This is a genomic window from Haloarcula quadrata (genome assembly GCF_003634715.1).
In the GTDB taxonomy this organism is placed as follows: domain Archaea; phylum Halobacteriota; class Halobacteria; order Halobacteriales; family Haloarculaceae; genus Haloarcula; species Haloarcula marismortui.
In genome coordinates, this window is record NZ_RBWW01000001.1 from 2,727,731 (window position 1) to 2,742,095 (window position 14,365).

General features: G+C 61.7%; 15 protein-coding genes and 1 tRNA gene. 5 read left to right on the forward strand and 11 right to left on the reverse strand.

What is annotated here, in order from left to right; all coding sequences use genetic code 11:
- The first annotated feature begins 75 nt into the window (after positions 1–75).
- Positions 76–1,635 (forward strand): thermosome subunit alpha, encoded by a 1,560-nt coding sequence (gene thsA / locus BDK61_RS14095; RefSeq protein WP_004957905.1) that lies wholly within the window; start codon positions 76–78, stop codon positions 1,633–1,635.
- 108 nt (positions 1,636–1,743) lie between these two features.
- Here thsA and BDK61_RS14100 read toward each other — a convergent pair whose 3' ends face one another.
- Positions 1,744–2,175 (reverse strand): DUF371 domain-containing protein, encoded by a 432-nt coding sequence (locus tag BDK61_RS14100; protein ID WP_121303548.1) that lies wholly within the window; start codon positions 2,173–2,175, stop codon positions 1,744–1,746.
- A 26-nt stretch (positions 2,176–2,201) separates the two neighbouring features.
- On the reverse strand, positions 2,202–2,375 hold the full coding sequence (locus BDK61_RS23475) for a hypothetical protein (RefSeq protein WP_004957909.1): 174 nt from the start codon (positions 2,373–2,375) through the stop codon (positions 2,202–2,204).
- Between the two features lie 108 nt (positions 2,376–2,483).
- Here BDK61_RS23475 and BDK61_RS14105 point away from each other — a divergent pair, with 108 nt between their 5' ends.
- The 3 genes from BDK61_RS14105 (at position 2,484) to BDK61_RS14115 (ending at position 6,222) form a co-directional block, all read left to right on the forward strand.
- The gene (locus tag BDK61_RS14105) at positions 2,484–4,328 is read left to right on the forward strand and encodes a glycoside hydrolase family 2 protein (RefSeq protein ID WP_121303549.1); all 1,845 of its coding nucleotides are present in this window, start codon (positions 2,484–2,486) and stop codon (positions 4,326–4,328) included.
- Positions 4,329–4,595: 267 nt separating this feature from the next.
- Complete coding sequence (locus tag BDK61_RS14110) at positions 4,596–5,486, forward strand: coiled-coil protein (RefSeq protein WP_004957913.1); 891 nt, start codon at positions 4,596–4,598, stop codon at positions 5,484–5,486.
- A 37-nt stretch (positions 5,487–5,523) separates the two neighbouring features.
- On the forward strand, positions 5,524–6,222 hold the full coding sequence (locus BDK61_RS14115; protein ID WP_007188810.1) for a LysE family translocator: 699 nt from the start codon (positions 5,524–5,526) through the stop codon (positions 6,220–6,222).
- Here BDK61_RS14115 and BDK61_RS14120 read toward each other — a convergent pair.
- A complete protein-coding gene (locus BDK61_RS14120; RefSeq protein ID WP_004957917.1) occupies positions 6,217–6,933 on the reverse strand; it encodes an HD domain-containing protein in 717 nt (238 codons plus the stop codon). The genes BDK61_RS14115 and BDK61_RS14120 overlap by 6 nt on opposite strands.
- Positions 6,934–7,219: 286 nt before the next feature.
- On the opposite strand from BDK61_RS14120, the gene BDK61_RS14125 reads away from it, so the two are divergent.
- Complete coding sequence (locus BDK61_RS14125) at positions 7,220–7,417, forward strand: hypothetical protein (protein WP_007188809.1); 198 nt, start codon at positions 7,220–7,222, stop codon at positions 7,415–7,417.
- 47 nt (positions 7,418–7,464) lie between these two features.
- Here BDK61_RS14125 and BDK61_RS14130 read toward each other — a convergent pair whose 3' ends face one another.
- From BDK61_RS14130 to BDK61_RS14165, 8 genes are all read right to left on the reverse strand, one after another.
- Positions 7,465–8,193 carry a GNAT family N-acetyltransferase gene (locus tag BDK61_RS14130; protein ID WP_121303550.1) on the reverse strand — a complete coding sequence of 243 codons (729 nt, stop codon included), beginning with the start codon at positions 8,191–8,193 and terminating at the stop codon, positions 7,465–7,467.
- A 284-nt stretch (positions 8,194–8,477) separates the two neighbouring features.
- Positions 8,478–8,550: transfer RNA gene (locus tag BDK61_RS14135), tRNA-Gln, on the reverse strand.
- A 194-nt stretch (positions 8,551–8,744) separates the two neighbouring features.
- A complete protein-coding gene (locus tag BDK61_RS14140) occupies positions 8,745–9,179 on the reverse strand; it encodes a metal-dependent transcriptional regulator (RefSeq protein WP_121303551.1) in 435 nt (144 codons plus the stop codon).
- On the reverse strand, positions 9,176–9,658 hold the full coding sequence (locus BDK61_RS14145) for a hypothetical protein (protein WP_004957923.1): 483 nt from the start codon (positions 9,656–9,658) through the stop codon (positions 9,176–9,178). The genes BDK61_RS14140 and BDK61_RS14145 overlap by 4 nt, the downstream gene beginning before the upstream one ends.
- Positions 9,659–9,991: 333 nt before the next feature.
- A complete protein-coding gene (locus tag BDK61_RS14150; protein WP_121303552.1) occupies positions 9,992–10,498 on the reverse strand; it encodes a hypothetical protein in 507 nt (168 codons plus the stop codon).
- A 224-nt stretch (positions 10,499–10,722) separates the two neighbouring features.
- On the reverse strand, positions 10,723–11,934 hold the full coding sequence (sufD, locus tag BDK61_RS14155; RefSeq protein ID WP_011223868.1) for a Fe-S cluster assembly protein SufD: 1,212 nt from the start codon (positions 11,932–11,934) through the stop codon (positions 10,723–10,725).
- A 2-nt stretch (positions 11,935–11,936) separates the two neighbouring features.
- Positions 11,937–13,367, reverse strand: coding sequence for a Fe-S cluster assembly protein SufB (gene sufB / locus BDK61_RS14160; protein WP_005537802.1), 1,431 nt, complete (start codon positions 13,365–13,367; stop codon positions 11,937–11,939).
- 36 nt (positions 13,368–13,403) lie between these two features.
- Positions 13,404–14,333 (reverse strand): ABC transporter ATP-binding protein, encoded by a 930-nt coding sequence (locus BDK61_RS14165; RefSeq protein ID WP_011223869.1) that lies wholly within the window; start codon positions 14,331–14,333, stop codon positions 13,404–13,406.
- Positions 14,334–14,365: the final 32 nt, after the last annotated feature.

Here is a 14,365-nt window from a genome sequence, read left to right on the forward strand (position 1 = left end):
TTAGAAAGATTTATATAGAACCGCTTGCCTTGTCTTAAGTGAGGTTCAACACATATGTCATCTGGCCAGCGACGCATGGGCGGCCAGCCTCTTTTCATCCTTGATGAGGACGCCCAGCGCACACACGGGAAGGACGCACAGTCATCGAACATCTCCGCCGGAAAGGCCGTAAGCGAGTCTGTACGGACCACGCTCGGTCCCCGCGGCATGGACAAGATGCTCGTCTCCGACGACGGTGATGTGGTCATCACCAACGACGGGGCGACCATCCTCTCCGAGATGGACATCGAACACCCCGCGGCCCAGATGATCGTCGAAGTCGCTCAGACTCAGGAGGACGAAGTGGGCGACGGAACGACGACGGCGTCCGTGCTGGCCGGGGAACTGCTGACGAAAGGCGAGGACCTGCTCGACGACGACGTCCACCCGACAACAATCGTCGAGGGGTACTCTGCCGCGGCTGAACTCGCACAGGACGCTATCAACGAGCTCGTCCTCGACGTCGACCTCGACGACGAGACACTCGTCGAAGTCGCCGAATCCTCGATGACCGGTAAGGGCACCGGTGACGTTGAGGCCGAGAAACTCGCCGAAGTCGTCGTCGACGCTGTCCGCCACGCCAAGAGCGACAACGGCGTCCGACGGGACAACATCGAAGTCCACACCCAGACGGGTGCGGCTTCCTCCGCGACCAAGCTTGTCGAGGGCGTCATCGTCGACGAGACGGCCGTCCACGACAACATGCCGACCTCGGTCGAGGACGCGTCCATCGCGGTCATCGACACCGAACTCGACGTCCGCGAAAGCAACATCGACGCCGAGTACAACGTCTCTAGCGTCGACCAGCTCAACGCCGCGCTCGACGCCGAAGAGGGCGAACTGCAGGGCTACGCCGAGGATGTCCTCGAAAGCGGCGCTGACGTCGCGTTCGTCACCGAGGATGTCGCCGACCGCGTCGCCTCCCAGCTCGCCAAGGAAGGCGTCTTCGTCGCCGACAGCATCGGCTCCTCGACCGCCAAGGACATCGTCGAGGCCACCGGCGCGAAGCGCGTCGGCTCGCTGGAAGCCCTCGACGAGGACTCGCTCGGCCACGCCGACAGCGTCGACGTCGAGAAGCAGGGCGACGACGACGTGACGTTCATCACCGGCGGCGCGACCGCCGAGTCCGTCACGGTCATCGCCCGCGGCTCCACCGAACACGTCGTCGATGAGCTCGAACGCGCGCTCAACGACGCGCTCGACACCGTCATCGCCGCGCTCGATGCCGGCGGTGTGGTCCCCGGCGCAGGCGCGACGGAAATCGCCATCGCCGACCACATCCGCTCCGAAGCGGCGTCCATCGAGGGCCGCAAGCAGCTCGCCGTCGAAGCGTTCGCCGACGCCGTCGACGTGCTGCCCCGAACCCTCGCGGAGAACACGGGCCTCGACGCCATCGACGCGCTCGTCGACCTCCGCGCAGAACACGAGAGCGAGGGCATCGCTGGCATCATCAGCGAAGGCCAGACTGGCGTCGTCGGTGACCCAGTCGAGTACGGTATCCTCGACCCCGCCGCGGTCAAGCGCGAAGCGGTCGACTCCGCCACCGAGGCGGCGACGATGATCGTCCGTATCGACGACGTTATCTCGTCGAGCTAAGCGAGGTCGCAACGCGACCTCGACACGAGCGGCATCGCCGCAAGTGTTCACAATCTGTTTTCTTTTGACTGCGCCAGAGAGCGGCGCGACCGCTGTAGAAACTACCGCTCAGTCGCCGCTGGGTTCGACAGAAAGCGTCAGCGTCGCATCGTGGCCGTCAGCGAGCGCTTCGACGAGGTCCCGGTCCACGTCGCCGGCTGCCGCGTCGGCGTTCACCATCACGGTCCGGTCATCGACGTAGTCGCTCGTCCGCAGGACGTGGCTCCGGTCGTTCTCGAAGGAGAGGTCGGGATGGCCGGTTCCGGTCACAGTAACGGTCTGCTCGCCGGCTTCGATAGTCGCTGTAATCGTCGCGTCGGCATCTTGGCAGGCCGTTACAAACTCGCTGTCGAAGTCGGCAGGAACACGGTCGGCCTCGATAGCGAGGATACAGTCACCTGCAGGGGTTAGAAAGTCGTCGCTCGTCACTTCCAGCGTGCTGGCGTGCTCGCCGGAGACGTTCTCGTGGCCCTGTGCACGGACCACTTCCTCGAGTGTCATACTTTCCGGTCACTGCCGGGCGTACTTCAGCGGGACGACTCCGGCCTGACGACAGTAACCGTCACCGCACCGCAGGCACACTCGTGGGCTTCGCGGCGGCCGGCCTCGGTCTCGAACACCAGCGCCGGCTCTCCGAGCGAGCGCTCGCAGTGCTGGGCCTCACAGGTCGGTGTCGCCGCCTCGTGCAATTCGGTGAACATATCTGGATAGTAGGTGGCTACCTATGTCAAAGCGAGCCATCCCCGGAGTGAAAGTGAAAGTGAAGGCGTGGGGCAAAGGATATGCCCCCACGGAACGGGCCACAAGGTATGTCGCTGGAGTGGCGCGGCGCGGCGGTTGCGCCGGACGACGAGATGCCGTCCCCGGAGGCGTGGGAACCAGTATCGGTTCCCAGCCGGCCCGGACAGTTCGCCGGTGCCGAGGCCGTGGCCTACGAAACGACGTTCTCGGACCCACGGGACGAGAGCGACGCACACACCCTGCTTGTACTGAGTGGAACCTACGCGCACACACGCGTGTGGTGCAACGGTGAGTTGCTCACCAGCCACGACGCCTACTTCGAACCGCTCCGGGTCCGACTCCCCGAGAGCGAAGAGTACCGGATCGTCGTGGAGTGTCGCGCACCCGAGGACCGCTTCGGCGGGTTGCACGCGACTGACCAGCTTCCGTCGGAGCGCTGTGTCCCGGGCATCTGGTGGGACGCGACCCTCGAAACCCGACCGGACCCGTGTGTGAGCGAGCTCTCGGTCCAGCCACAGCTATCCGAAGCAGACGTAACCGACGCGTCGGTGGACGTGTCGGCGACCATCCTGACTGAAGAGCCACTCGACGACCGGATTACGCTCTCGCTTCGGCCGGAGGGCGACGTTCGCGGGGGCGGGATGATGGACCGAGCCCGCGTCTCGACCGACGAGGAGACGGCGACAGTGACCTACACGATGGACGTGCGCGACCCGTCGCTGTGGTGGCCCCACGACCGCGGCGAGCAGTCCCGTTACGTTCTCAGGGCGAAGCTCGGGGACGACGAGCACTCGGTGACGACGGGACTGCGGACGGTTTCGTACGACGGTGGCCTGCGGGTCAACGGCGAAAGCGTGCCGGTACGCGGTGTGACGCTGCGCGATCCGACCGTCGAGGATGTCGCACGGGCCGTTGACGCTAACGCGAATCTCGTCCGGGTTCGAGCACAGGGAACGTCGCCAGAGGTGGCTCGCGCCTGTGACGACCACGGCGTCCTGCTCTGGCAGGACCTTCCCCTGTCGGGCCCCGGTTCGTTCGACACCGAACGAGGAACTGCCCTCGCAGCGCGGCTCACTGCGACCTACGCACAGCATCCCAGTTTCGCAGCGGTCGGTGTTCACGACGAGCCAGTGTCGCCGTATGCTGACGGACTGGGCTCTGGGTTCCTCGACAGGCTTCGATTCCGGTGGCGTGCCTGGCGAGTCGGCTACGACAGCGCGGACGCCGAATCGGTGGCGTCGGCTGTTGACTCCGTCCCAACGTTCCCGGTAGTCGGCCCGCCCGGAATCGACCCCGACGCGACCACGCTGTACCCAGGGTGGCGGTACGGCGACGCAGCCGACCTCCCGTGGCTCTATTCCAGATTCAACGTCAGCGATGCCGTTGCCGGCTTTGGCGCCGGTGCGCTGGGAACGCCGGGCTCAGGCGATAGTCCTGGGTTCGATAGTGCCTGCCACGACCGCCACGTCGACGGCGGAGTCGAAGCATCGCAGGCGTATCAGGCCGGTGTCGTCCGTGAGGTTGCCGAGTCGCTCCGGCGACGCAACGCGCCGCTCATTGTCGTTGACAGCCTTCGAGATGTCGGTGATGCGGGCATGGGCCTGCTCACCGCTGATGGGACCGAAAAGGCGGCGTTCAGTGTTCTTGCCGACAGCTACGAGCCCACACAGGTGATACTCTCGGATGCAGCGCCCGGCGAGCAAGATATTGTTGTCCTCCACGACCGTCCAGAAAAAGCGGACCTCACTGTGGAGTGGGACTGCAACGGGGACCGCGAACAGGCCGAACACACTGTCGGCCCGTTTGCCCGCGTCACCGTCGACACACTCACCCTTTCAGCCGGTGACGATGTGACGCTTGCAGCCACCGACGGCCAGACTGTCGTCAAGAATGAGTACCGTATTAGCGAGTAATACAGGTGCGTGATATACCATGGAAGCTCGGTGCGATAGTGACCGTCACACCCCCTGAATTATGGCGTGTGAGACGTTGACGCGGTATTCAATGCACCGGAATGTTTAAACAATATCCACCTCTATTTGTAGACACCAGAACGCTTCCGCGTTCAGGCAGTATCGCTTTCAGCCCAACATGAGAGGGAACCCTTGTTATTGGTGTCAGCCCCTCAGTAGTGGGTCAACTGTCTGTGCTGAAGCGGTGATGGCATAGAGGATTCAACAATGGCAGACTCGATAGACGAATCAAAGAACGTTACAGTAACAGAAGAGGATCTTGAAAACAAATCGAAAGGCGAGCTTATCAAACTCGCCGGCCAGCTTCGTGACCGACGGAACGAGCTGAACCAGATGGCGTCCGAGCGGGCCTCCGCCCGAGACGACCTGAACGCGAAGACTCGCGAGAAGGTCGACGAAGCGCAGGAACACCGCGAGAAGCGCGACGAACTCAACGAGCAGGTCCAAGAACACAAAGACCAGCGTAACGAGCTCAATGCGGAAGCAAACGAGCTGTTCGACAAGGTCGACAACCTGAAAAACGACCTCGAACTCGATGAGGGGACGTCAGTCGAACAACTCAAAGAGGAAATCGAGGACCTCGAGTTCAAGCAACAGACCGAAGTGCTCTCCTCGGAAGACGAGAAGGAGCTCATCGAGAAGATCGAGACCAAGCGCGAAAAGCTCCAGGAGAAACAGGAGAAGCTCGATCAGGGCGGCGACCTCGAAGAGCTCAAAGAGGAAGCAGAAGAGGTCCGCTCTGAAGCCTCAAAGCACCACCAGAAGGTCACGGAACTGGCCGACGAGGCCCAGAAGCACCACAACGAGATGATCGAGGCCTACCGCGAGGCCGACGAGATCCGTGACGAGGCCGACGAGAAGCACGAGGAGTTCGTGGATGCTCAGGAAGCGGCCGACCAGCACCACGAGGACTTCGTCCGCGTCCAGAAGCGCCTCCGCGAACTCGACAAGAAGGAAGAAGAGCAGGAGCGCTCCCAGCGCGAGGAGAAGCAGGAAGCCGCTCGCGAGGAAGCAGAGGAGATTTATCAGAAGTTCAAGGAAGGCGAGACCCTCGACACCGAGGACCTGATGAAGCTCCAGAAGGCCGGCAAGCTGTAAGTCTGCAGGATTTTCTCTCTGTTTTCACTGAACATAGATGCATCACTCACTCGGCTTGCTCCAGCTCGGTGCGCTCTCGCTTGTCCCGACAGCCCTCGGCGGGGTCCTGTTTGGCCTCGCACTCGCTGCGCCGCCGGGCCCGATGAACGCCGTTATCGCCGAGGAGAGCGCCTTACGGGGCTGGCGGGCCGGCTTCTTTGCCGGCCTCGGCGCGATGACCGCTGACGCCTGTTTCCTCGTGCTCGCCGTACTCGGCGCCGCCACAGTAATCACCGAAACGCCGGGAGTCCGCCGCATAATGGTCGGCGCCGGCGGGCTCCTGATGCTCTGGTTCGCGTACGGAGCAGTCCGGGAGGCCAATACAGCAGTTACAGAGGGAGACTCGTCAGTCACGTCTGGAGACAGCCGCGGCTTCCGCAAGGCCCTCGTTCTGGCGCTGACAAACCCCTATCAGGTCGCCTTCTGGCTCACCGTCGGCGTGGGCCTCCTTGAACCCGGCGTGGTCGACGTGGCGTCGTACGTGCCCGCGGTCGGGACTGACGCGCTAACCGTACAGACCGGGCATCCGGTCCTGCTAGGTGGGTTTTTCGGCGGTATCGGTCTCTGGATTACAGGGTTCCCGGCGGCGATTGTCGCCGCAAGAGCGCGTATCGAACGGCTCGCACCGCTAATCGCGTGGGTCAGTGCCGCTGTTCTCGCCGGGACTGGCGTCCTGTTCCTGCTGCGAGCGCTATGAGTCGCCCATCCCGGTCGCCACGTCGTCGAGGTCGTCCTCGACAGCCATTTCGGCGACCTCCATCGTCAGCCACTCCTGAAACCAGCGGGTCCGCTTGAGCCGCTGGTGGACGAGAGACTCGGCGGTGTCGCTCTGAACACGCTCGCGCGCGTCCTCGCCGCGCTCGATGACACGGTCGACCATCTCGGCCGCGTCCATGTGCGTCCGGGACTCATAGCCCATACGCAACAGCATCAGGGCGGTCCCGTTCGCGCCGACTTTATCCAGAATGTCCGCCTCGATGAGACACTGGACTTCGAGGGGCAGGTCGTCCAGTGACCCCTGGTATGAGTGGACCTCGACGGCAGAGCAGACCTGTTCGATAAACGATTCGGGGTAGTCACCGTGTGCCCGCAGATACTCGCGTGCGATCCGAGCGCCGGCTTCCGCGTGAAGATCCTGCTCGGCTTCCAGTTTTGCGATGTCGTGAAACAACGCTGCCACGCGAGTCACGTCTACGTTTGCCCCCTCCTTGCGGGCGATTTTTGTCGCGATGTCGACGACGTTGAGGATGTGGTTGAAGCGGTACTCTGCGGAGTGCCACGGGTACCAGCGCATACGACCGCCCTCTTCTTCGTTTTCGACGCTCGCCGCGAGGTAGTCGTGGACGAATTCCTTCATTTCCTCAAACGCGTCGGCTGAGACAGGTGACTCCCTAATCTCGACGCCCACAGCACCACCTCCGGAGACGGATTTCGATATTCATCTTACACATATAGACGTACGTTCGACTCTTTAGCGTTACGACAGGGAGAACGGCTGCCACACCCGGCGTTTCTGGATGCAAACAGCGTCACAAAACCGGTCTTCGGAGCAGTTGTCCGAGCAGCGGACAACCGCCATCGCTGTCCCCGATTCCGTGTCAGGCGAGGTCTCTATCGGGCGACAGCCGAGACTGGTTCTCAGCGGCTGGGAACATTAGTCCGGCTTTTTACATCTAATAGATAAATCGGTACATATGTCTCTCCAGCCACTGCATACGCCCGTCGGCGACGTGTCGATCGTTACCCACGCGATGAACGAACACCCGGTGACTGACGTCCTCGTTGGCGTCGGTATTGCCCTGTGTCTGTTCGGACTGTACTACAAACTGATACTACTCCCGGCGAACAGACAGGAATCGTCACAGCGCACGGGGGGCCAGTCGCCGCCGTAATTACGAAGATACAAACAGAAAGCCCGCCCTTCAGGGCGGAGGAGATGTCAAAGGTAGGCGGCGTCCCAGCGCATCGGCTTGCGAACGTTGCCGCAGTTGTCACATTCGATGCGGCCCATTGAGTCCATCGCGTTCGCCAGCGTTTCACAGTTACTGCAGTAGTAGCCATAACGATCGCTTCCCTCCTCTGTGACGTGGACCACATGGAACGGCGCCATTGACCCGGACTCGTGGTTGTTGTGATCGACATAGACTGTCCGACCGTCGTCAGTTATCCGTTCGCGGCCGAGTTCGTCAGCATCGGTGTAGAGGTTCTCGACGTAGGTCCGTCCAGCGATATCGACTTCACCCGTGCCGGCGCGTTCGAAGCCGCGGTCCTCGTAGAAGCTGTTGCCTTCGACGTTATCGGCCAGCACGCGTCCCTGAAGCGTCTCGGCACCGCGGTCATGGAGTTCTCCGTGGGTCTCGTCAAACAACGCTGACCCGATCCCCTCGCCGCGGTATGCCGGGTCGACGTGTAGCCAGAGAATCGTCCCGATACTATCACCTGACAGGACACTCTCTGAGAGACCGACCACCTGCCCGTCCTGCTCGCCGACGAGAAGCAACCGATTACTCTCTTCACTGAGTATTTCGTTAATACGCGCTTCGTCGTACCACTTCTCGATAGCGCTTGTAATCGCCTTCGGCCCCAGCGAGTACGACGCCTCGAGCGAGCGACGCGCCACGTCACGGATAGCCGGCCGGTCCGACAGCACTGCCTCCCTGATTTCCATATGCCACTAGTTGGCACGGAACATCATAAATCTACAGTTCGGTGTCAGAATTTGGGACACTCGTTGAGCTATTCATGTGCGGACGTACGATTTGTGGCCTCGACTGGGACGTGTCTGCTCGCTACCCACTGCTATCGTTGCTCCCCTATAGAAGTGCAGTCGCTGTTCAGACTCTGTCACAGCATACTTCGGACGGATTCGAACCGCGGTCGCTCCGCGTTGCTCCACTCCCTGCTTCGAATCCGCAGCGATATCTCTCGCTCACGAACTTGTTGGCGCGAAAATAGTCCCGGGCGGATTCGAACCGCCGTCAAGGGCTCCAAAGGCCCTTATGATTGGCCACTACACCACGGGACTTCACTCATTTGTTCGTTCATCCCGTGTACCTCGCAAATCCACAGGATTTGCTCACCACCACGGGACTACGCTCACTCTGTTCGCTTGACCCGTGAGAGTCGCAATTCCGAAGGAATTGCTCACCACCACGGGACTGCACTCACTGTATTCGGAATAATCGACGGAACGCACTTGAACGCTTCGAGAGCGGGCGGTCAGTCGCTGGTGACTTCGGCCTCGACTTCGAGCAGGCCACAGACATCTCCTTCGGAGTCGAAACAATCGGGACACTGTGGTTTGCGATTGATGATAGTGTCGAGGCGATCAGCGACTGTTTCGTCGATAACGCCCTCCAGTTGCTTTGCCTCGGCCCGAAACTCCTCGACCTCGAGCACTTCGATGAGGAACCGCTCGATAATACAGTAGTTCTGGAGTGCCTCGCGAGCCTGTGTGATGCCGTCGTCAGTGAGGTCGACGCCTTTGTACTTCTCGTGGTTCAGCAGTCCTCGGCTTTCGAGCTTCCCGATCATCTCGTTTGCGCTCGCCGGGCTGACATCGAGCATATCGGCCACGTCACCGGTAGATGCCGGACCGTCCTCTTGCTGTTGCGTGAGATAGATCGCTTTCAGATACTGGGCCTGCGTGTTCATTGATAGTCCTCCATCAGGTCGGTTACGTCTTCGACGCCCTCCGCCTCGTCCTCACGGATGTCCGATAGCACGGCAAGCAACCGCTCGCGGTCGATTGTGAATGTCACGTCCGACGCCTCGATCGCTTCGATGAGGTCGTCGTAGAACTTGTACGCCGTCTCCTCGTTACAGAGCTGGTCGTACAGCACGCCATCGAAGTCTTTGTCGGCTTCGTACTGGGCTTCGACCAGCATCTCGATTTCTTCGAACGGGACGGTGTCCGCTTCGAGGTCGTCGATGAGCGACTCCAGTTGCCGGCGGTGCTCAGCAGACTCTGTCTCGGCGTGCTCAAGGAGGTCAAGGACCGCCTGCTCGTGCTCTCCGCTCGTTTCTTCGGCGTGCTTGGCCGACCGTGCCTCGACGACCTCTTCGAGGACGATGCCGATCTGTAGCAGCCGGGCGAGCTGATGGTCAGACGCCACCGGCTGTGTAAGACTCACGGTAACACCCCCACTCGGCGCTGTGCTGCAGTCATACACGTAGTTCGGGGAGGGCCGGACTTAAGCGGTTCCCTGTCGCCGCCCTAGCGGCGGCGTCACGTTCCTGTTGGACCCGTGTGACTGCGTCTGGCTTCGCGGCGACAGCTTCCCCACTGGGACTGAGACTGTTGGCTGTCACTGCGACACGATACACCCCGTGATGGCAAGCGCCTTGCAGGGCGGACAGCCGACAGTATGAAACGACCCGACGGCTCCGACGTATCGTGATTGCTGTGCCTGCGTCCCGAGACGACCGCCCGACGTACTGCGGTCGATACCGTACAGAGGTCACTATCAGTCGCCTTCGGTCCCCGCCGCCGGTACCGCCTGCCAAGACACGTCCCGCCCCGGATAGGCGACCCGCCCGAACGGCCACTCGGTCGCAACCCACTCCCTGCAGGCCGTCTCGATCTCGTCGGCAAGGCCACGCTCGACTGCGGCCGCCGCCGTCCAGTAATATACCGCAGCGTCGTACCCCTCTATCCGTGTCGGCTGGACGTACAGACACCCCAGTTCGGTTGTCTCGGCGGGGTCGAATACACCGTATGTGAACGCGTCACGCCGCTGGTGTTCCTTATAGTGCCAGCACACGTCGATCCGGTTCTGCTCGGGGGTCAGTCCCGTCGGCCACTCGTCGTCGGGTCCGAAGATCCCGTGGAGGCGGTCACCGCTCTCGGTCACGGCCTCGTAATCTATTTCCGCGTCGGTGGGCGTCAGCGGCCGGAGCAGGAATTCGTTGGCTGACAGTCGGTCTGGAACGGGTTCGGACGGCCCGAGCAGGTCCGGCGTCTCGAAGGGCATACCCCCGAAACACACGATACGGACATTGTTGTTGCGATTGGCTGTGGCCGTCGTGTCGGTCTTCGACCTCAGCCTGTGGAAGTGCGGATTCGAGGAACTCAGCGACTTCTTCGGTCTTGTCCGGTTTGACCCTGATGGACGGTGAGACGCTTCACAGCGGCTGTCTGGTGAAAACGAGCCGGTAGCAAGAAGCAGTAGACGGGAAAGGCTGCGGACGGGGGCGGTTACTGCCTGAGCCGCTCGTAGATCAGCTGGTCGAGGTCCTCGCGGAGTTCGTCCACCTCAACCTCCTCCAGCACTGGCACGAAGAAGCCCTCGACGAGCATATTCTTCGCGCTCTCGGGGTCGACACCGCGAGAGGTCATGTAGAACATATCCTCTGCGTCGACCTGCCCGACCGTCGCAGAGTGGGAGGCCTCGGTGTCGTGGTTGTTGATGATGAGCTTCGGCGACGCATCGGCCTCGGAATCGTCGGAGAGCATGAGCGTGTTCTCACGCTGGTACGACGACGTGTCCCAGGCCTCGCGGCCGACGTCCTGAACGCCTTCGTACACCGAGCGGGCGTCGTCGTCGAGGACGCCACGGGTGACGAGGTCGGCGATGGTGTGTTCGGCCTCGTGCCAGACACGCGACGCGATGTCGAAGTGCTGGTCCTCGTGGCCGAAGAAGGCCCCCAGAATCTGTGACTCGGAGGAGTCACCCAGCAGTCGGGTTTCGACGTTGGACTTGGTCAGGCGGGAGCCGATGTTGCCGTCGATCCAGTTGACCGTGGCGTAAGTGTCGGCGTGGCCGCGCTTGACCTGGAAGTTGTAGGTCTCCTCCGAGAGGTTCTGGAGCGCGCCGTACTGGACGTAGGCGTTCTCTTCGGCGACGACCTCGACGATGCCGGAGTAGTACTGGTCAGCGTCGGTCGTCTCGCCCGTCTGCTGGCGCTCCAGAATCGTGACCGAGGAGGACTCCTCGGCGAGGACGAGCGTGTAGTTGAACAGCGACTGGCTGTTCATCGTCGTCCGGATCTTCACGTCCTCGGCGTCGACGCCCTCGGGGACGTAGACGACCGTTCCGGCAGAGAACAGGGCCGTCGACAGCGCAGTGAGGTAGTCCCGCTGCGGGTCAACGGTACTGCCGAAGTGCTCCTTGACGAGGTCCTCGTGGTCCGCAAGCGCTTCGCTCCAAGAGAGGACCTCGACGCCCTCCGCATCGACGCGGTCCTTGTCCTGTGCGTAGTCGAGCGGGTCGACCAGCGACTCGTATTCGAGCGCGTCGAGGTTCGTCCAGGTGCGACCCGGCGTCCGGATGACGTCCGGCATGTCGAGCTCTTCGAGCGCTGCGAGCGCGTCCTTTCGCGTCTCGAGCAGCCACTCGGGCTCGCCGAGGTCGTCTGAAATCTGTTCTACCTGCGCCTCTGTGAGATTGGCGTGTACCTGCGTACTCATGGTTATCCGAGCGACCCCTCCATCTCAAGCTCAATGAGGCGGTTCAGCTCAACGGCGTACTCAATCGGCAGTTCCTCCGTGATCGGCTCGATGAAGCCGGCGACGATCATCTGCTTTGCATCGTCGTCGTCCAGTCCACGGGACTGGAGGTAGAAGACGTCCTCGTCGCCGATCTTGCCGACGGTCGCCTCGTGGGCAACGTCGACCTTGGACTCCTGAATCTCCATGTACGGCATCGTGTCCGACGTCGACTCGTTGTCGAACATCAGAGCGTCACACTCGACAGAAGTCGAGGAGTCCTCGGCTCCGTCAGCGATGTGGACGAGGCCACGGTAGTTCGTGCGGCCGCCGTCCTTGCTGATGGACTTGGATTCGATGGTGGACTTCGTTTCGGGGGCGTTATGATAGACCTTCGCGCCCGTGTCGATGTCCTGCCCCTCGCCGGCGAAGGCGATGGTGATGTGGTTGTCCGTCGCGCCCGGCCCCTTGAGAACGGTCGAGGGGTACAGCATCGTGGCCTTCGAGCCCATCGATCCTGAAACCCACTCCATCGTGCCGTCGGCCTCGCAGATGGCGCGCTTGGTGTTGAGGTTGTACGTGTTCTTCGACCAGTTCTGGACGGTCGAGTACTGGACGTGAGCGTTCTCCTTGACGAACACTTCGACGCCGCCGGAGTGGAGATTGAACTCGGAGTACTTCGGGGCGGAACAGCCCTCGATGTAGTGGACTTCGGAGTTCTCCTCGGCGATGATGAGCGTGTGCTCGAACTGGCCCATGCCGTCGGAGTTCATGCGGAAGTACGCCTGGACTGGCATGTCGACCGTAGTGTCCTCGGGGACGTAAACGAATGACCCGCCAGACCAGATAGCGCCGTGCAGCGCCGCGAACTTGTTGTCGCTCGGCGGCACGGCCTTGGTCATGAAGTACTCCTTGAGGATGTCTTCGTGTTCTTGGACAGCCTTGTCCATGTCACAGAAGATGACACCCTTGTCTTCCCAGCGCTCCTGCATGTTCTGGTAGACAATCTCGGACTCGTACTGCGCGCCAACGCCCGAGAGGGCGTTCTTCTCGGCTTCCGGGATGCCGAGCTTGTCGAAGGTGTCCTGAATCTCCTCGGGGAGGTCGTTCCAGTCGTCGACCCCGCCGCGGGTCTCGATGTCGGGACGGATGTACGGGACGATCTCGTCGACGTCGACCTCGGAGAGGTCGGGTGCGCCCGGCCAGCCGTCCGGCATCGGCATTTCGTGGAATTGCTCGAGTGCGCGAAGGCGGCGTTCGAGCATCCATTCCGGCTCGTCCTTGTCTTCGGAGATGACCCGGATGGTCTCCTCCGTGAGGCCCTTCTCGGCTTCGAAGGCGGACTTCTCCTCTTTCTTGAACTCGAAGCGCTTCTCCGTGTCGGTTTCCTTGAGGTGGTCTTGATCTGAACTCATAGTGTGTGTTATGTTATCGCTGTATACGGAAGGGCGTTACGCGGCCTCGTAGGCTTCCTCTCGGACCCAGTCGTACCCTTCGTCCTCGAGCTTTTCGGCGAGCTCAGCGCCACCGGAGGTGGCGATCTGGCCGTCAAGCATCACGTGGACGTGGTCGGGTTCGACGTAGTCGAGGATGCGCTGGTAGTGCGTGATCTGAAGGATACCCGCGCCCTGCTCGTCACGGAGCGCGTTGATGCCGTTAGAGACATCCTGCAGTCGGTCGATGTCCAGCCCGGAGTCGATCTCGTCGAGCACGGCAACGGAGGGCTCGAGGATCGCGGCCTGGAGGACTTCGTTTTGCTTCTTCTCGCCGCCGGAGAAGCCAGCGTTGAGATACCGGGACGCGAACTTCTCGTCCATGTCCAGTTGCTCCATCTTTTCCTGGAGGATTTCCTGGAACTCGGCGACGCCGATTTCGCCTTCTTCGACGTTGCCCTCCATCGGGGAGGTGTCGTAGCCGGCGGCGTCCTCGTTGGTGTCGCCGCCCTCTGTCTCGGCTTCTTCTTCCTCGTCGTCCTCGAAGAGTTCCTCGCGCTCTTCGAGCTTGGCGTTGAGCGCGGTGCGGAGGAAGTTCACCATCGTGACACCTTCGATCTCGGCCGGGTACTGGAAGCCGAGGAAGATGCCGAGCGCGGCGCGCTCGTTCGGTTCGAGGTCGAGCAGGTTCCAGGTGCGGAGGTCCTCCGGGATCTCCTCGTCACCGAACTCGTCCTCTTCGAGGTGGATGAGTACTTCCCCGTCAGTTACTTCGTAGGCGGGATGGCCGGCAATTATCTTCGCCGTTGTGGACTTACCCGAGCCGTTGGGACCCATCAGCGCGTGGATTTCACCGGACTCGACTTCGAGGTCGACACCGCGAAGAATCGTTTCACCGTCCTCTTCTGCGACTTCTGCGTGGAGATTGTTGATTTCGAGTTTCGCCATAGGTATCTCTTAGGTCAACCGAAAGAAGGTAC